This is a genomic window from Deinococcus sp. KSM4-11 (assembly GCF_004801415.1).
Lineage (GTDB): Bacteria > Deinococcota > Deinococci > Deinococcales > Deinococcaceae > Deinococcus.
Map to the genome: position 1 here is coordinate 118,437 of NZ_SSNX01000007.1, position 17,137 is coordinate 135,573.

Annotated in this window: 19 protein-coding genes; 13 read left to right on the top strand and 6 right to left on the bottom strand. The window is 69.9% G+C overall.

What is annotated here, in order from left to right; translation table 11 throughout:
• Nucleotides 1-39 precede the first annotated feature (39 nt).
• The 10 genes from E7T09_RS17375 (at nucleotide 40) to E7T09_RS17420 (ending at nucleotide 7,106) form a co-directional block, all read left to right on the top strand.
• Nucleotides 40-507 carry a hypothetical protein gene (locus E7T09_RS17375; protein ID WP_136390453.1) on the top strand — a complete coding sequence of 156 codons (468 nt, stop codon included), beginning with the start codon at nucleotides 40-42 and terminating at the stop codon, nucleotides 505-507.
• A 361-nt stretch (nucleotides 508-868) separates the two neighbouring features.
• Entirely contained in the window at nucleotides 869-2,128 is a 1,260-nt protein-coding gene (locus tag E7T09_RS17380) for an argininosuccinate synthase (protein WP_136390454.1), read from the top strand.
• Nucleotides 2,129-2,130: 2 nt separating this feature from the next.
• The gene (locus tag E7T09_RS17385; protein ID WP_136390455.1) at nucleotides 2,131-2,571 is read left to right on the top strand and encodes a DinB family protein; all 441 of its coding nucleotides are present in this window, start codon (nucleotides 2,131-2,133) and stop codon (nucleotides 2,569-2,571) included.
• Nucleotides 2,568-3,011, top strand: coding sequence for a DinB family protein (locus E7T09_RS17390; RefSeq protein WP_136390456.1), 444 nt, complete (start codon nucleotides 2,568-2,570; stop codon nucleotides 3,009-3,011). The genes E7T09_RS17385 and E7T09_RS17390 overlap by 4 nt, the downstream gene beginning before the upstream one ends.
• Nucleotides 3,008-3,490 (top strand): GNAT family N-acetyltransferase, encoded by a 483-nt coding sequence (locus E7T09_RS17395; protein ID WP_240741862.1) that lies wholly within the window; start codon nucleotides 3,008-3,010, stop codon nucleotides 3,488-3,490. Before E7T09_RS17390 ends, E7T09_RS17395 begins: the two co-directional genes overlap by 4 nt.
• On the top strand, nucleotides 3,487-4,014 hold the full coding sequence (locus E7T09_RS17400; RefSeq protein WP_136390457.1) for a GNAT family N-acetyltransferase: 528 nt from the start codon (nucleotides 3,487-3,489) through the stop codon (nucleotides 4,012-4,014). Before E7T09_RS17395 ends, E7T09_RS17400 begins: the two co-directional genes overlap by 4 nt.
• Nucleotides 4,011-5,411 (top strand): argininosuccinate lyase, encoded by a 1,401-nt coding sequence (gene argH, locus E7T09_RS17405; RefSeq protein ID WP_136390458.1) that lies wholly within the window; start codon nucleotides 4,011-4,013, stop codon nucleotides 5,409-5,411. Before E7T09_RS17400 ends, argH begins: the two co-directional genes overlap by 4 nt.
• A gap of 53 nt (nucleotides 5,412-5,464) precedes the next feature.
• Nucleotides 5,465-5,959, top strand: coding sequence for a GNAT family N-acetyltransferase (locus E7T09_RS17410; protein WP_136390459.1), 495 nt, complete (start codon nucleotides 5,465-5,467; stop codon nucleotides 5,957-5,959).
• Nucleotides 5,960-6,073: 114 nt separating this feature from the next.
• Entirely contained in the window at nucleotides 6,074-6,544 is a 471-nt protein-coding gene (locus E7T09_RS17415) for a GNAT family N-acetyltransferase (RefSeq protein WP_136390460.1), read from the top strand.
• Nucleotides 6,545-6,569: 25 nt separating this feature from the next.
• Nucleotides 6,570-7,106 carry an N-acetyltransferase gene (locus E7T09_RS17420; RefSeq protein ID WP_136390461.1) on the top strand — a complete coding sequence of 179 codons (537 nt, stop codon included), beginning with the start codon at nucleotides 6,570-6,572 and terminating at the stop codon, nucleotides 7,104-7,106.
• Between the two features lie 56 nt (nucleotides 7,107-7,162).
• Here the strand turns inward: E7T09_RS17420 and E7T09_RS17425 are convergent, their stop codons facing one another.
• From E7T09_RS17425 to E7T09_RS17435, 3 genes are all read right to left on the bottom strand, one after another.
• Nucleotides 7,163-7,879, bottom strand: coding sequence for a hypothetical protein (locus E7T09_RS17425; RefSeq protein WP_136390462.1), 717 nt, complete (start codon nucleotides 7,877-7,879; stop codon nucleotides 7,163-7,165).
• Between the two features lie 177 nt (nucleotides 7,880-8,056).
• Nucleotides 8,057-9,508, bottom strand: a complete 1,452-nt coding sequence (locus E7T09_RS17430; RefSeq protein WP_136390463.1) for a cell wall metabolism sensor histidine kinase WalK — start codon at nucleotides 9,506-9,508, stop codon at nucleotides 8,057-8,059.
• The gene (locus E7T09_RS17435; RefSeq protein WP_168734914.1) at nucleotides 9,505-10,200 is read right to left on the bottom strand and encodes a response regulator transcription factor; all 696 of its coding nucleotides are present in this window, start codon (nucleotides 10,198-10,200) and stop codon (nucleotides 9,505-9,507) included. The genes E7T09_RS17430 and E7T09_RS17435 overlap by 4 nt, the downstream gene beginning before the upstream one ends.
• 82 nt (nucleotides 10,201-10,282) lie before the next feature.
• Here E7T09_RS17435 and E7T09_RS17440 point away from each other — a divergent pair, with 82 nt between their 5' ends.
• Both E7T09_RS17440 and E7T09_RS17445 read left to right on the top strand, forming a co-directional pair.
• Nucleotides 10,283-11,515 carry a class I SAM-dependent RNA methyltransferase gene (locus E7T09_RS17440; RefSeq protein WP_136390464.1) on the top strand — a complete coding sequence of 411 codons (1,233 nt, stop codon included), beginning with the start codon at nucleotides 10,283-10,285 and terminating at the stop codon, nucleotides 11,513-11,515.
• A gap of 76 nt (nucleotides 11,516-11,591) precedes the next feature.
• Complete coding sequence (locus tag E7T09_RS17445) at nucleotides 11,592-11,990, top strand: hypothetical protein (RefSeq protein WP_240741863.1); 399 nt, start codon at nucleotides 11,592-11,594, stop codon at nucleotides 11,988-11,990.
• A gap of 1 nt (nucleotide 11,991) precedes the next feature.
• Here the strand turns inward: E7T09_RS17445 and E7T09_RS17450 are convergent, their stop codons facing one another.
• Together E7T09_RS17450 and E7T09_RS17455 are read right to left on the bottom strand one after the other, a co-directional pair.
• Nucleotides 11,992-12,492 carry a hypothetical protein gene (locus E7T09_RS17450; RefSeq protein WP_136390465.1) on the bottom strand — a complete coding sequence of 167 codons (501 nt, stop codon included), beginning with the start codon at nucleotides 12,490-12,492 and terminating at the stop codon, nucleotides 11,992-11,994.
• Nucleotides 12,493-12,590: 98 nt separating this feature from the next.
• Nucleotides 12,591-13,448, bottom strand: coding sequence for a Cof-type HAD-IIB family hydrolase (locus E7T09_RS17455; RefSeq protein ID WP_136390466.1), 858 nt, complete (start codon nucleotides 13,446-13,448; stop codon nucleotides 12,591-12,593).
• Between the two features lie 254 nt (nucleotides 13,449-13,702).
• On the opposite strand from E7T09_RS17455, the gene E7T09_RS17460 reads away from it, so the two are divergent.
• A complete protein-coding gene (locus E7T09_RS17460; protein WP_136390467.1) occupies nucleotides 13,703-15,442 on the top strand; it encodes an ABC transporter substrate-binding protein in 1,740 nt (579 codons plus the stop codon).
• A 150-nt stretch (nucleotides 15,443-15,592) separates the two neighbouring features.
• Here the strand turns inward: E7T09_RS17460 and E7T09_RS17465 are convergent, their stop codons facing one another.
• The gene (locus E7T09_RS17465) at nucleotides 15,593-16,888 is read right to left on the bottom strand and encodes a glycoside hydrolase family 125 protein (RefSeq protein WP_136390468.1); all 1,296 of its coding nucleotides are present in this window, start codon (nucleotides 16,886-16,888) and stop codon (nucleotides 15,593-15,595) included.
• Nucleotides 16,889-17,137 lie beyond the last annotated feature (249 nt).

A 17,137-nucleotide genomic window follows, 5' to 3' on the forward strand; every position in this document is an offset into this window, starting at 1 on the left:
ACAAAGGGGGCCAGGAACAAAAGGGTTATGCTCCACATTATGAGAAAGATGCTTATCCTGCTGGCCCTCGCGACCGCCGCCACGACCTCCACCGCTGCCGCTGACAAGTTCGGGGTACACGTCGGCACCAGCAACGGCCTGCAGTACGTGCAGGATCTTTCCAGCGCGTCCTCACTGCGCTACTCCGTGAACCTCGATCTCGTGAACCTGTTCTCCGGTGGCTCGCTGGCGGTTGGGGGCGACGTCGCCTACCTGAACGACTTCGGCGGCGACATGGGCGGCTTCACGCCCTACTACGGGGTGGGCCTGGGGGCCTACGTGTCCCTGGGGGCCTCGACCGGCGTGGCCGTCTACCCGCACGGCATCCTGGGCCTGAACTTCGCGATCAGCGATCCGTTCAGCATCTTCGTGGAAGGCAGCCTCGGCGCGCGCGTGGGTGTGGGCTCGGCCACGACCTTCGGCTTCGGCTACGGTACGCGCCTGGGCCTCAACTACCGCTTCCGCTAAGCCGCGCGTTCCTCTCCGCCCCAGGTTGTTTGGGGCGGTTTTTGATGTCGTGAGCGTTCAGCGGGCTTCAGCCGTACCGATCACACTGTGGGCTTCCGCGGATCAGCGTGAGGTCTGCGCCTGTATTTCTGCAGTCCGTCGAAGCCCTGTGTGTCACACAAGAGCTGATCCGGCGAGCCCCTGTCCGAACCGCTGGCTTGCATAGCTATGCGCTGAAGTGTATACACATACAGAGACGATGTTGACCTTCAACGCCCGACGCTGATCCACCGGCCCTTCCCGTGAGAAGGAGCCGCTCCGGTCGCGCCGGGCGTTGTGCTGCCATAAAGCCGCCTCACACACCATCTGGGAGAATACCGCCATGACGAACACCGAGCCGACCCCAACCGCCAAAGACAAGATCGTCCTCGCGTACAGCGGCGGCCTGGACACCAGCATCATCCTCAAGTGGCTGCAGACCGAGCGCAATTACGACGTGGTGTGCTTCACCGCCGACCTGGGCCAGGGCGACGAGGTCGAGGAGGCCCGCGTGAAGGCGCTGAACACCGGGGCCGTGGCCGCCTACGCGCTGGATCTGCGCGAGGAATTCGTGCGCGACTACGTGTTCCCCATGTTCCGCTCCTCGGCGCTGTACGAGGGCTACTACCTGCTCGGCACCTCCATCGCCCGGCCCCTGATCGCCAGGAAGATGGTCGAGATCGCCGAGAAGGAAGGTGCGGTGGCCGTGTCACACGGCGCGACCGGCAAGGGCAACGATCAGGTGCGTTTCGAGATGACCGCCTACGCCCTGAACCCCGACATCGTGACGGTGGCTCCCTGGCGCGACTGGGAGTTCCAGGGCCGCGCAGATCTGGAAGTCTTTGCCCGCGAGCACGGCATTCCCGTGCCCACCACCAAGAAAGACCCCTGGAGCACCGACGCGAACCTGCTGCACATCAGCTACGAGGGCGGCATTCTCGAAGATCCGTGGGCCGAGCCGCCCGCGCACATGTTCAAACTGACCGTCGATCCGACCGAGGCTCCCAGTGAGCCCGAGTACGTGGAGATCGAGTTCGAGGCCGGGAATCCCATCGCCATTAACGGTGAGAAGCTGAGCCCCGCCGCACTGCTCCAGAGGGCCAATGAGCTGGGCGGGAAGCACGGCGTGGGACGGCTGGATCTGGTCGAGAACCGCTTCGTGGGCATGAAATCCCGTGGTGTGTACGAGACGCCCGGCGGCAGCGTGCTGTACCACGCGCGCCGCGCCGTGGAAAGCCTGACGCTCGACCGCGAGGTGCTGCACCAGCGCGACGCCCTGGGGCCGAAGTACGCGGAACTCGTGTACAACGGCTTCTGGTTCGCTCCCGAACGCGAGGCGCTGCAGGTCTACTTCGACCATGTGGCGTCCAGCGTGACCGGCACGGCCCGCCTGAAGCTGTACCGGGGGAGCGTCACCGTCGTGGGCCGCAAGGCCCCCCAGAGTCTGTACGACAAGGATCTCGTGTCCTTCGAGGCGGGCGGCGACTACAACCAGCACGACGCGGGCGCGTTCATCAAACTCAACGCCCTACGGATGCGCGTCCAGGCCCGCGTGAAGGCCAAGGCCGACGCGCCGACCGACCAGCAACCCGCGAAGGTCTGAGCGTGCCGACGCTCGCCCAGATCATCGCGGATCAGCGTCCTTACCTGCAGGCCCTGACGGACGTCCAGGCGTCCAGCCGGCCCGGGCCCGAAGTCTGGAGCGCCAAGCAGATCCTGGGCCACCTGATCGACAGCGGCGTGAACAACCACCCGCGCTTCGTTCGCGTGGCAGCCGAGGACGGTCTGAGCCTGCCCGGTTACGACCAGAACGCCTGGGTGGCCGCCGGTGGGTATCAGGAGCGCCCGTGGGCGGATGTCCTGGGCCTGTGGGTCGCCTATCAGACGCAGATCGCCCACGTCATCGACGGCTTGCCCGCCGCCAGCCTCGACCATACGCTGAGCCTAGGCGGCGGTGATCCGGTCACCCTGCGCCACGTTGCGGACGACTACGTGCGCCACCAGCTGCATCACCTGGCCCAGATTCCGGCGCGGGTGACCCCGTGAACCGCGCCGACGTGGACGCCATTCACGCATGGCTGGCCGGACTGAGCGAGGCGCAGGTCAGCCGCCGCCCCGCGCCCGGCGTGTGGAGTCCCAAACAGGTGCTCGGCCACCTGATCGACAGCGCCTGCAACAACCACGCCCGCTGGGCACGCATCAGCGGCGAGGACGGCCTGACCTTCCCCACCTGGAACCAGAACGCCTGGATGGCCGCCGAGGACTGGCAGGGTCGGCCCTGGACGGAAGTGCTGTCCCTCTGGCACGCGTACAACCTGCACCTCGCATGGTTCGCCCAGCGGCTCCCGGAGGCCGCCATGACGCATACTGCCACGGTCGGCACGCTGAACGGCGGCCAGCCCATGACCCTGGCGCAGCTCCTCACGCACTACGACACGCACCTGCACAAGCACCTCGAGCAGATCCGCGAACGGGTGGGCCCATGACCCTTTCCGCCGGCTACACCCTGCGCCCCGCTGGCGTGCCGGACGCAGCCCTGATCCAGGCCCAGCGCACGGCGATGTTCACCGAGATGGGCAGTGACGTGGCCGGGCTCGCGCGCGTCCACGAGGCGGGCGTGGCGTGGCACCGCCGGATGCTGGCCAGCGGGGCGTACACCGGCTTCCTGATTGAGTCCGGGGGAGAGGTCGTGGCCGGAGCGGGCCTCCTGTGGAACGACTTCCCTCCGAACGCCGACACGGACTCGCTGGTGCGCGCTTACCTGCTGAACGTATATGTCGACCCCGAGCACCGGGGGCACGCGCTGGCCCGCCGGCTGGTGGAAGCCGCGCTGGACGAGTGCCGCGCGCGGGGCGTGAACATCGTCACCCTCACTGCCTCCGACGCCGGCCGGCCCACGTACGAACGCCTGGGCTTCGTGCCGCAGGCCGAGCTGAAACTCCTCATCCCGGAGGTGACCGCATGACCCTCACTGCGGCGCTGCGCCCCGTGAACCTGGGCGACATCCCCGCCTTCCACGCCGTGATGATGGCCGCCGGCATGGATCCCCGCAGCAGCTGGAGCCGCACCACACCGCTGGATCTGGAGCGTTCGCTGTTCAGTCCCGGCGCGGGCGGCTTCCTGGCGGTCGGCGGTGGTGAGGAGGCCTTCGGCTGCGTCGGCTACCGCCCGGACAGCCAGGACACCCTGACCCTGAACAAGCTCGCCACCCGCCCCGAAGCGCGAGGCACCGGCCTGGGCCGCGCCCTGGTCCGGCAGGTCGAGCACGTGGCCCGGGCAGGCGGCTACGGGCGCGTGCTCCTCGCCGTCTCGCTGTTCAACCTCGACGTGCTGCCCTTCTACGAGAAGCTCGGTTATGTCGTCACGGACGACACCTACGCCCACGCGAATCCGTCCAGCCCGCCGCCCGTGGTGCTGGTCAAACCCATCTCTGGTGCCCCAGTCAGGGCCGAGGGGTCGTCACCACGATCCGAGGACGCCACCCAATGACCAATCAAACGCAGGACAAGAAACTCTGGGGGGGCCGCTTTGCGGAGGCCACCGACGGCCTCGTGGAGCTGTTCAACGCGTCGGTGGGCTTCGATCAGCGGCTGGCCGAGCAGGACATCCGAGGCAGCCTGGCGCACGTGGCGATGCTGGGGCAGGTCGGCATTCTGGACGCGGCCGAGGTCGCGCAGATCACGGCCGGTCTGAAGACCGTGCTGGCGGACATCCGGGCCGGAACCTTCGAGTGGCGGCTGGATCGCGAGGACGTGCACATGAACGTCGAGGCGGCCCTCCGTGACCGGATCGGGCCGGTGGCGGGCAAGTTGCACACGGCCAGGAGCCGGAACGATCAGGTGGCGGTGGACTTCCGGCTGTTCACGAAGGAAGCGGCCCTCGATCTGGCCGACAAGACGCGGGTCCTGCGCGCCGTGATGCTCGCGGAGGCACAGAAGCACCTGGCGGACGAGGTGATCCTGCCGGGGTACACGCACCTTCAGGTGGCGCAGCCGATCCTGCTGAGCCACTGGTTCATGGCCTATGTCGCCATGTTGGAGCGCGACGAGGGCCGCTTCCGGGACGCGGCCGAGCGCATGGATGAATCGCCGCTGGGAAGTTCCGCGTTGGCGGGCACGCCCTGGCCGATCGACCGCCACGCGACGGCTTCGGCGCTGGGCTTCGCGCGCCCGACGGCGAACTCGCTGGACGGCGTGGGCAGCCGCGATTTCGCGCTGGAGTTCCTGAGTGCGTGCGCGATCCTGTCGGCGCACCTGTCGCGCCTGAGCGAGGAACTGATCCTGTACTCGACCTTCGAGTTCGGCTTCCTGACCCTGCCGGACAGCCACACCACGGGCAGCAGCATCATGCCGCAGAAGAAGAACCCGGACGTGTCCGAACTCGCGCGCGGCAAGGCGGGCCGCGTGTTCGGGAACCTGATGGGCCTGCTGACGGTCGTGAAGGGCACGCCCCTGGCCTACAACAAGGACTTGCAGGAGGACAAGGAGGGTGTGTTCGACAGTTACGACACCGTGTCCATCGTGCTGCGCCTGTATGCCGAGATGCTGCCCAAGACCGTGTGGCACGCCCAGGCCACGCAGGCGGCCGCCGCGCGCGGCTACAGCACCGCCACCGATGTCGCGGACTTCCTCGCCCGGCAGGGCGTGCCCTTCCGCGAGGCGCACGAGGTCGTGGGCGGGCTGGTCGGCGTGGCCTCGCGCTCCGGGCGGCAGTTGTGGGAACTCACGGACGAGGAGCTGCGGGCCGCCCACCCGCTGCTGAACGCCCAGGTCGCGCAGGCCCTGACCGTGCAGGCAAGCGTGAAGAACCGCGCCAGCTACGGCGGCACCTCGCCCCAGCGCGTGCGCGAGGCCATCGTGGCCGCGCAGGAGGCCCTGAAGCAATGACTGCCCCTCGCTGGCCCACCCCTGAGCGCGTTCCCTCCACCCGAGGTACTCCCATGACTGAACCCGCCGTCACCCTGACCGACATGCACGTCAAACTCCGCGAGGCGCTGCCCGGCGATTTCGACACCATCCGCGACCTGCTCACGCGCTGCGGACTGACCACCGGGAGCGTCACGCCGGACGGCTGCACGTACTGGATTGCCGACCTGGACGGCGTGCCCGGCGGGTGCATCGGCCTGGAGCACGGGCCGGGCGTGTCGCTGATCCGCTCGACGGCCGTGGTGCCGGAAGCCCGTTCGCAGGGGCTGGGCCGCGCGCTGGTCACGTCGGCGCTCACGCAGGCGTCGCTGCTGGGCAATCACACCGTGTACCTGTTCAGCGAGGAAGCTGGAGAATACTGGCGGCGCTTCGGCTTCGAGCCGACGGCGCCGGGCGAGATCATCGGGGCGTTGCCGGACGCGCCGCAGGTGCGCAGCGGCCTGACCAAGGGCTGGATTCATGCGGAGCAGGCGTGGAAATACGTCCTGCCGTCCGGCACGCTGGCATGAACGACCCCCTCCCCAGCGCGGCGCGGGCGGTGTATTCTGCGCGCACTTTCAAGACGCCTGCACCGGACGCCCCCAGGGACGTCCACCCTGGCGCCTTCCCCGGAGGAACCACCCATGACCGATCAACGCACCAGCACGCAGGAACACATCCGACTGGCACAGAGCAGCGACCGCGACACCGTCACCCGCGTCTTCCACGAGGCCGGACTGGACACCGACGCTACCCTGGCGGAGGGCACCACGTACTGGGTGATGGAGCGCGGCGAGCAGGCGGTCGGGGCGATCGGGCTGGAGCATGGCGACGGCGTGAGCCTGCTGCGCGGCGCGGCCATCATTCCCTCGGCGCGCGGCGGCGGGCTGGGGCGGCGGCTGATCATGAGCGCCATCGAGTACGCGCAGGGGCGCGGCGACCGGGCGATCTACATGTTCAGCAAGGGCGGCGACTGGGGCACCTTCGGCTTCACGCAGGTGCCGCTGGCCGTCGTCATGGGCGACATTCCGGATGCGCCGCAGGTGCAGGCGTACCGCGCGCGCGGCGAGCGGCCGGGCGGCACCACCTGGATGCGCGACCTGTCGGCCAGCTGAGTCGGGTTCACGCCGGGGGCAGGCCATGACGCTCCTCGGACTGGATTCCATTGCCGTGCCGGACGTCCACCCGGACGCGCCGCTCACGGGCCGCAAGGCGAAACTGTCGGACATCGAGGCGATCCACGAGCTGATCGGCTACTGGGCCGCGCGCGGGCAGATGCTGGTGCGCTCCCGCGCGCTGCTGGCCGAGACCATCCGGGATTTCCACCTGATCTTCGCGGAACCCCACGCGGGCAGGCCCGGCGGGCTGGCGGGCGTGTGCGGCCTGCACCTGCTCGCGCCGGATCTGGCGGAGGTGCGCGGGCTGGCCATCCACCCGAACCTCCAGGGGCGAGGCCTGGGCAAGCAGCTCGTGGCCGCCTGCGAGGTCGAGGCCCGCGCCATCGACCTCCCGGCGCTGTTCGCGTGGACGTACCAGCAGACGTTCTTCGAGCGCTGCGGCTTTACCCGCATCGACAAGACTAACCTGCACCCGAAAGTCTGGAGCGAGTGCCAGCGCTGCGCGTTCTTCGAGAACTGCAACGAGATCGCCATGCACAAAGACCTCACCGCCGGGTAAATCGGCCACGCGAAGGGGCAGGCACCGGGAGTCCGGGCCTGCCCCTTCGCGTGCGCTTACTTGCTGGGCGCCGTGGTCGTGATGGCCTCCGCCGCCTGCACCAGGGCGCGGGCGGCGCGGTCGTTTCCGGCGGCAGCCAGGGCTTTGGCATCCAGCAGATACGTGCGGGCCTTGGCGTTCGTGGTGGTGGCCAGCAGGGCGTCAATGCGGGCGCCGAGGGTCGGACGGGCCTGACCTCCAAGGGCCGTCACGCCGGGCTGGGCCGGAGCAGGACGCGCGGCGCCGGGCTGTGCGGGACCACGCTGGGCGGCGCCGGGCTGACCAGTCCCGGGTCGGGCCGGGCTGCAGCCGTCTTTGGCCCGGTCGGCATGCCGGTGGCCGTGCGGCCGGGCCGGGCCGGGTGCGCCGGGTGTTCCCGCCGGGGGCTGCGCCGGGCCGGGCTGGGCTGCCCTGTCGGTACCGGGGAGCGGTGGTGTGGGCGCTGCCGGCGGGGTGGGAGCGCCCGGCAGGGCCGTGGTGGGAGCCGGGGGTGGGGTGGTGCCGGCGGGAGCAGGTCTCATGGTGTCCGGCTGGGGAGCCGCGGGGTCGCCGGCGCGGGGCAGGTGATGGCCACCCGGCGCGCATACCGCGGGCGCGGCTGGGCGGGCACGCTCCGGCTGGGCGGGCGCGGCCGCCGGGGACGGAGGGGTGGGCGCGGTGGTGCCCCCGGCGGCCAGGGCAGGCGCGGCGCTCAGGGTCAGCAGGCTGGTCAACATCAGGGTGCGGAGGGTCATGTCAGGCTCCTGTGGAGTGGGTGCGGAGGGCGGCGGGCGGCCGTTCACGACAGGGCAGGTCGGGGCCAGGCCGGCTGACCTGGACGGACTTGGTGCGGGAACACGCGGAGTCTGGCCGGCGCACCTGAACGTGCGGGCGGCACGGGCTGAGCGAACGCTGAACGCCGCGCGCCGGGGCTATCCGGCGGGGTGCCGTGGGAGCGTGAACCCCACCTCCAGGGAGTCGCCGTGCTGGGCTGCGCTGGCGTCGCCGCCGTGGGCGCGGGCGGTCGCCTGCACGATCGCCAGCCCCAGGCCCACGCCGCCCGGCTGGGCGTCCGGGCCGCGCGCGAAGCGGTCGAACATCCGGGCGCGGAAGTCCTCGGGGAGGCGGGCGGGATTGCGGACTGAGATCCGGAGGTGGTCGCCCTGCGCCTCCAGTGCCACATCCACCGTGCCGCCGGCCGGGGTGGCGGTCATGGCGTTGCGCAGAAGGTTCCACACGGCCCCCTCCAGGCGGGTGCGGTCGGCGTTCACCAGGGCGCGGCGCAGCTCGGACGGCCCGGTGACCGCCAGGGTCAGGTGCGGCGCGAGGTGACGGGCGGCCTCCACCGTCTCCAGCAGCAGCGGCCAGGGTTCCAGCGGTTCCACGCGCAGGCCGGCGCCTGCGTCCAGGCGGGTCAGGGTCAGCAGATCCTCGACGAGGCGCGTGGCCCGGCGCGTCTCGCGGCGCAGCGTGGCGTGCAGGCGCTCACGCACGGCCGGATCGTCGCCAGCGCGCTCCAGCACCTCCAGACTGCCGGTGATGGCGGCCAGGGGCGTGCGCAGCTCGTGGCTGGCGTCAGCCGCGAAGGCGCGCGTGCGGGCCTCCTCTGTTCGCAGGCGGGCAATGGTGTCTTCCAGGCGTGAGAGCAGGCGGTTGAGGCTCTCGGCCAGTGAGCGCACCTCGTCGGGCGGGGCGGGCAGGGGCAGGCGGGCGCTCGGGTCGGCCGGGCCGCTGGCCGGGTGGAGTTCCTCGGCGCGGCGGGCCATGCTGCCCAGGGGGCGCAGGCCCAGGCGCAGCAGCGACCATGCGGCGGTGGCGGCCAGGGTGACGGTCACCGCCGCGACCCCCGCGAAGAGCAGGGCGGTGCGGCGCGTCAGGGCGTCCACCTCGTCGTGCGGCACGTTCAGCGTGAGCACCGTGCCGCCGGGCGTGGCGAGCAGGCGCAGGTCACCCTGGGCGGCCTGTCCGTCCTGCCGGGCGCGGGCCAGGATCGCCGTGTTCACGCTGGCGGGTAAGAGGGCGGTGGGTGCGGAGTCCGTGCGGTACGCGCGGCCGTCCGGTGTGACCAGCGCCCCGCTGGTTCGCAGGCCCAGCGCCTCCTGTGACAGGCGGCTGTACCACACGCCCAGCCGGGCGTCCTGGCCGTCCACGCCGCTGCCCGCGAGGCTCACGCCGGACAGCGATCGCGTGACCGCGCGCTGCGCCTGCGCCCACGCCGAGGCGCGCACGCCCAGCGTGACGGCCGTGCCCGCCAGGGCGAAGGCCACGAGCAGCACGCCGGTCAGCAGCGTCAGCAGCCGGACGCGCAGGGTCATGCCGGCTGGCCGGGCCACGACCGTGGGTCGCCGGTGCGCGGGAGGATCGCCGGCGTCCGCGTGGATCATGCGGCTTTCAGGCGCAGGGCGTAGCCCACGCCGCGCACCGTATGGATCAGGTCGGGGTCGCCCAGCGCGCGCCGAAGCTGCCGCACGTACACCTCGACGATGTTATCGTCGCCCAGGAACGCCGGCCCCCACACGGTATCGAGCAGCAGCGATTTCGACAGGGCGCGTTCCGGGTGGCGCAGCAGCGCCTCCAGCAGGCTCAGGGCGCGCGGACTCAGGTCGAGGGCCCGGCCCGCGCGGGTCGCCTCGCGCAGATCGGTGTCGAGCGTCACGTCCGCGTAGCTCAGCACCCGGCCCCGTTCCGGCTGGGCGCGGCGCAGCAGCGCGTGCACCCGCGCCACCAGCTCGCCGAAATGAAAGGGTTTCACGAGGTAATCGTCCGCGCCGCCCGTCAGGCCCGCGATCCGGTCGTCCACGCCGTCGCGCGCGGTCAGCATCAGCACCGGCACCTGGCTGCGTTCCCGCAGGGCGCGCAGCACCGCGAAGCCGTCCAGGCCCGGCAGCATGACGTCCAGCAGCACCACGTCCGGTTCCTCTCTCGCCGCCTCGGCCAGCGCTTCGGAACCCGTGGCCGCCGTCCGCACGCGGAAGCCCTCGTAGTGGAAGCCCAGGCTCAGGTAGTCCCGGATCCCCTGGTCGTCCTCCACGACCAGCAGCGACGGTGCGGCGGTGGGGGCGTCTGCAAGCGTCATGCGCTCAGGCTAGGACGGCAGCGGCAGAGGAACGTTAACGTCCAGCCCATGATCGGCGAGTTCGGGCGCTACCCTGTGCGGTATGTCTGAGCCCCTGATCACGCTGGAAATCGAGAAACTCGTCGCGGGAGGGCTGGGTCTCGCGCGGGACGACTCCGGCGTGGTGCTGGTGCGCGGCGCGCTGCCCGGCGAGCGCGTGTCGGTCACGCTGCGCACCGGCAAGGGCGTCCGGCAGGGCCGCGTCGTCGAGATCCTGCGCCGCAGCCCGGATCGGGTGGACGGCCCGGATCTGCCCACGGCGGACCTCGCGCACGCCACCTACGCCGCGCAACTCGCGTACAAGCGCAGTTTTGTCGAGGAGGCCCTGACCCGCATCGCCAAATTGCGTCACGACGTCGCCGAGACGGTGCCCAGCCCGGAGCAGTGGCATTACCGCAACACCGCGCAGTACCTGATTACACCGCAGGGCCTCGGGTACCGCGAGCGGCGTGGCAGCGGCGCGCAGGTCTTCACCGACGACCCGCTGGTCATGGCGCAGATCACGGCCATCGTGGACAAGCTCGATCCCCTGCACCTCGATCCGGCCACCGAGGTCGCCTTCCGTGCCAGCCATAAGACCGGCGAGGTGGTGGCCGCGCTGATCGGTGCGGGCGAGCCGAAGGTGTACCTGCGGGCCAGCGATCACCTGATGGACGCCGGTGTGGTCGGCGTGTCCCTGGCCGCACCGGCCGGGCGGCGCTTCAGCGCGGGCGTGCAGCTGATCGCCGGGGAAAGTGAGATCCAGGAGGACTTCGGGAACGTGCAGCTCAGTATCTCCGCCACAGGCTTCGCGCAGGTGAACCCGCCGGCGGCCACCCTGGCGTACCGCAGCGCCGCGGCCCTGGCGGGCAGCGGCGACCACGCGGTCGACCTGTACGGCGGCACGGGCGCTATCGGCCGGCATCTCGCCGCGCACTTCCGGCGGGTGACCGTGCTCGACACGGACGCCGAGGCGCTTGATCGTGGCCGCAAGGATCTGGCGACCGTACCCCTGAAGAACCTGAAATTCCGCCAGGGCGACGCGGCGCTGCTCGACGAGATCGGCGCGGACGTCGTGGTGGTCGACCCGCCCCGCGCGGGCCTGGATGACGCGGCGCGGGATCGACTGCACGACAGCACCGCGGACCGCATCGTGTACGTCTCGTGCGATCCGGCCACCTGGGCGCGTGATGTGGGCGACCTCGTCCGGCGCGGCTGGAAGCTCGGGCCTGTCACGCCGCACGATTTCTATCCGCAGACCAGCCACGTGGAGATCGTCACCGTCCTTGACCGCTGAACGCCGCGGCCCAGATGAGCGTGCATGTGAGGACGATGGTGGGGGCTCATCCTGCCCGGACGCTACTCTGCCCCGCGTGACTGCCCGCGCTCTGCTGTTCCTGACGCTGCTGCCGGCCCTGAGTGCGTGCCAGGACACGCAGGCCCGCGCGCAGAACGAGGCGCTGACCCGCCGGGTCGCGGCGCTCGAGGCCCAGGTGCGGGCCCTGAAGACCGCGCAGGCCCAGGACGCGCCGCCTGCCGGGTTCGAGGCGAAGGTCAGCGCGCAGAACTGCGCGAACGACCTGGCCCGCGTGCTGGAAACGTACCGTGAGAACTCCATCGACCGGCGCTATCCCCAGGCCGCGCAGCTGAGCCTGCCGGACACCTGCAACGGTCAGCGCGTGAACTGGGTGGCCCTCAGCGCGCACGCGTTCACCTTCACGGTCAACGACCCGGGCGGCCAGGAACTCGCGCGGCAGAGCGGTGGCGGCTGAATCAGCGACCGGCGAGCACGGTCGGAAGACCGGCCACCTGATCGGTGGAGGTGTCCTCCAGCAGGTTGATCGCGAAGGTGGTCACGCGCAGGCCCGTGAAGCCGATGATCAGGCCCCACACCTGCTTCGGGGCTCCCTCGAACACCGCGCTACGGAGGTAGAAGGCCTCCCCAGCGCGGGTGAAGGTGCGTTCCCCGACCAGCTGCGTTTCCTTGCCGTACTGCTGCACGCCGGTCTCCCGGAAGGCGCGGAACCCTTCCAGGCTGCCCCACTGCTGCTGGAGTTCTGGCGTGAACGCGTTCCACAGGCCGTCGACCTTCACGGCATAGAAGTCCAGCATCAGGGCCCGGCCCCGCGTCAGGGCGAACTGCTCGGCGGGCGTCTGCGGAGCCGGGGCCGCCGCAGGTGGCGCGGCGCTCGGCGTGGTCGTTGTGCCCTGCGCGTATGCTCCCGGCCCGAGCAGAAGCAGGGCCGCCGTCACCACCGTGCGTGTGCTGTTCATGGTTCAGCGTAGGCCGGTCCCCGCCCGGAACCTGTCATCCGGCTGACGATTCTTTCGTCTGCCCGTCGCACGACCGGACGTTGCGGCGCCAGCGGGGATCACAGCAGGTGCTCGAGGATGGCCGCCACGCCGTCCTCGTCGTTGCTGGTGGTGACGTCGTCGGCCGCATCACGGGCCTCGGGGTCGGCGTTCGCCATGGCCACGCCGCGCCCGGCCCACGCGAGCATCTCGGCGTCATTGGGCGCGTCCCCGAAGGCCAGCACCTCCGACCGGGCCACGCCCAGGTGGGCGCACAGGCGTTCCAGTCCCCAGGCCTTGCTCACGCCCTCGGCCAGCACTTCCAGAAAGGGAGCGCCCGAGTGCGTCACCGCGAAGCCCGGCAGGTTCAGGGCATGCAGGTGCGGAAACAGTTCGCGCGGGGTCAGGGTGGGATGGCGCACGATGAACTTCAGGCTGGGCTCGGCGAGCACGTCCTCCAGGGAATGCGCGCCCATATCTGCCGGTTCACGCTTGTGATCCTGGAAGTCCGCGATCTGGGCGTACCCGGCCTGCGCGACGAACACCTCGCCGCCCTGCCGCACGGAGACGAACAGCGTGCCCGGCACCCGCCCGGCCAGGGCCAGCGCTACGGCCCGCTGCACGTCGGCGGCCACGTGCGCCGCGAACAGGGTCTGCCCGGTGCCCAAATGAATGCCGTGCGCACCGTTTCCGCACAGTGCCCACTCCGTGAAGCCCGCCTGCTCCGCAATGAACCTCACGCCGCGCGGTTGCCTGGCGGTGACCGGAACGACGTGGATTCCGGCGGCGCGGGCCGCGTCCAGGGCGGCCCGCGTGCGCGCGCTGACGCTCAGGTCACTGCGGAGCAGGGTGCCGTCGAGGTCGGTGGCGATCAGGCGTGGCCGGGAACCGGCGGCCCGGACGCGCCGTGTGGATTCGGGGAGGGTGGAATCAGCCATGCCTGACCCTATCCCCGGCGTGTGCTGGCGGCGCCGATCCGTCTGGATGGCGGTCGGCCCATCCGGACGTCCGGGGTGTCCGGGGAAGCTGATCGGAAATCCTGCCGGATGAAGCCGCCCCTTCAGCGTCTTGCCAGCGGACCCTCACGCACGCTCATTAACCTGCGGAGCATCCCGGACGTTGAACCGGGTTCAATATTCTTCGAGTTTGTTCCTCCCGGACGCATCAGATCCGTGTCAGACCAGGAGTCCCCATGAGCCCCAGAACCACCACCGCCCTGACCCTCGCCACCCTCACGCTGGCCCTCGCAGCGTGCAGCAACAAGACCCAGTCGAGCGCCGCGACCTCCACGCTGGTCGTGCAGGAAAGCGCCGACATCCCCACCCTCGATCCCGGCACCACCTACGACACCGGCAGCGGTCAGGTCGTCGAGAACCTCTACGAGACCCTGGTGACCTACAAGGGCACCTCCATCCGCGACCTCGCGCCCCTGCTGGCCACCGAGTGGCAGGAAGCCCAGGGCGGCCGTGAATACCGCTTCACGCTGCGCCAGAACGTCAAGTTCCACACCGGCAACCCCTTCGCCTGCGCGGACGCCGAGTACACCTTCCGTCGCAACCTCGTGACCAACACCGCCGACAGCGGCAACTGGTTCCTCTCGGAAAGCCTGCTGGGCACCTCCAGCAACGCGAACGACGACGCCAGCATCACGTGGCAGCGCATCACGGACGCCGTGAAGTGCGACGGCCAGACGCTGGTGTTCACCCTGCCCAAAGCCGACCCGGCGTTCCTCGCCAAGCTCGCGTACACCGGCCAGGGCATCGTGGACAGTCAGCACGCCATCAAGATCGGCGAGTGGGACGGCACCGAGGCCACCTGGAAGGCCGCCGTCGGCAAGGATCTGACGGGCAGTCCCCTCGCGCAGCAGCCCAGCGGCACCGGCGCGTACAAACTCGTCGAGAAGACCGCGACCGCCCTGACCGCCACCGCCTTTGGCGACTACTGGGGCGACAAACCCGCCATCACGAACATTCTGATCCAGAAGGTGCCCGAGCAGGCCGCCCGCCTCCAGGCCTTCGAGAAAGGGGACGCCGACCTGATCGAGACGGGCGGCCGCCCGGTCATCGAGGCGCAGCTGCGCGGCAAGGACGGGATCTCCATCCTCGACAACCTCCCGGACACCAGCGCCTTCGGGATCAGCATGAACGAGGCCATCAAGGGCGCGGCGACCGGCAGCGGCCAGCTGGACGGGCAGGGCATCCCCGCGAACTTCTTCAGCGACGTGAACGTCCGGCGGGGCTTCGTGGCCGCGTTCGACGTGCCCACGTACATCAAGGAAGTGCAGGGCGGCCAGGGTGAGGCCCGTAACTTCCTGCTGCCCGACACCTTCCCCGGCTACGACGCCGAACTCGACGGCGCGAAATTCGACCTGGACGCCGCCCGAACCGCCTTCCAGCAGGCCTGGGGCGGCCAGGTGTGGGACAAGGGCTTCACGGTGAACGTCTCGTACCGCGCCGGGAGCGTGCCGGCCCAGACCGGCATGGAACTGCTCAAGAAGAACATCGAGGCGCTGAACCCCAAGTTCAAGGTGACCATCGTGCCGAAGGAATGGAGCGAGATCATCAAGGGCAGCAACCAGGGCACCGAGGCCATGGTCATGACCGGCTGGTCCCCTGACTACGCCGACCCCGACAACTTCGTGACCACCTTCTACGCGTCCACCGGCTACTACAACCCCCGGATCAACGTGAAAGACTCCCAGATCGACACGTGGATCAGCGAGGCCCGCAGCACCACCGACGCGGCCCGCCGCAGCGAGCTGTACGGGCAGGTCGCCGGGCGCGCCCTGGATCAGGCGTACTACCTGCTGATGCCCAGCAATCCCGGCATCATCGCCTACCGCAGCACGCTCAAGGGAATCGGCACCGATACCTTCAATCCCATGATCGCCTTCCGCACCGGCACGCTCTGGAAGACCCTCAGCAAGAGCTGATCTGGACTCTGAGGCCACCATCCCCAGGTTGTGGGATCACCCTGACAGAAGAGAAATGAATGGACATCCGGTGTGTTTCCGGATGTCCGTTCATGTAACAGAAGCGGTCGAATATGCCGGGCCGGTTTTCCGGCACGACCAGCGTTCAGATCAGCCCGGCTCCGGCGCGTCCTGAATGTCGGGTACCGGGATGCTGGCGACCACGAACTCCGCGAACAGGCTGTTGGCCCACGCGAACCACGGCCGCGTGAAGGTTGCGGGATCGTCCGGATGGAAGCTCTCGTGCATGTAGGCCGTGCCGGCGGTGGTGCGCTCCAGCATGTCCAGCAGCCGGTGGCGCTCGTCCGGATCGGTCGAGGTCAGGCCCTGCATGGCCAGCGCGATCGGCCAGATCAGTCCGCCCGGCGTGTGCGGACTGCCCACGCCCGCCGCGTGGAGACCCTGGAAGTAGTACGGATTGTCGCTGCTGAGCACGAAGCGCCGCGTGTTCAGGTAGGTGGGGTCGTCGGCCGGCCGGTAGCCCAGGTACGGAACCGAGAGCAGGCTGGGCACGTTCGCGTCGTCCATCAGCACGTGGTGGCCCAGGCCGTCGGTCTCGTAGGCGTACATGCGGCCGTGGGTGGGGTGCTCGACCACGCCGTAGGTCTGAATCCCACGTTCGATCTCGGCCTGCATCTTCTCGGCGCGTCCGGCCAGCGCCGGGTCGTTCAGCACGTCGCGCGCCAGTTCGGCCAGCTGCCCCAGCACGACCACCGCGAACATGTTGGCCGGAATCAGGTAGCCGTAGGTGCAGGCGTCGTCGCTGGGGCGGAAACCCGACCAGACCATGCCGGTATAGGCCACGGGGGCGCCTCGGCCGCCGTGGCTGAGCGTGTCGCTGGGCAGCCACGGATCGGGCCGCTCGAACCGGTAGGCGGAGGTCTCGTGGCGCTGCTCGGTGCCCATCACGTCCAGCACGGTGTGCAGCATCTGCACGACCTCCGGAGTGAACACGTCGCGGTCGTCCGTGGCCCGCCAGTAACGGAACAGCAGCGACACCGGGTAGCACAGTGAATCCAGCTCGAACTTGCGCTCCCACACCCACGGCCCCTGCGGCGGTTGGTCGGCCCCGTGGCCGCTGCCGTCGGGCTGGGCGTTGAAGGCGTTGGCATAGGGATCGATGGCCAGGTACATCGCCTGACGCCGGATCAGGCCCGAGATGAGCCGGCGCAGGTCCGGGTCGTGGCGGGCCAGCGGCAGGTAGTGGCTGACCTGCGCCGAGGAATCCCGCAGCCACATGGCGGGGATATCGCCGGTGAACACGAAGCTGGTGCCGTCGTCCAGCAGCTTGACGGTGGTGTCGAGGGTATTGGGAAAGCAGTTGGCGAAGGTCTGGGCCAGCTGCGGCCTGTCCTGTAACTCGCGCTGCATCTGGGCCATCAGGCGGTGAACGGCGGGGTAGGGCATGAAAGGGACTCCTGTGCAGGAACTGGGGGCGTCGGAACAGCGGAGGGCGTGGGGCGGGTGCTCGCCGTCCAGCATGAGCGCCCCGCCGGAGTTCAGGATGAGGGGAGCAAGTCCGGCATGAGCGGATGGTAGGGGAACTGTCGAGCTGGGCGAACGGAGGCACGTCCGGTACGTGCCGCGACACGAGCGCGCGGGCGACCGCTAGGCGCCAGAGACGGCCCGGCAGAGCAGGTGAACGGTGGCCAGGCC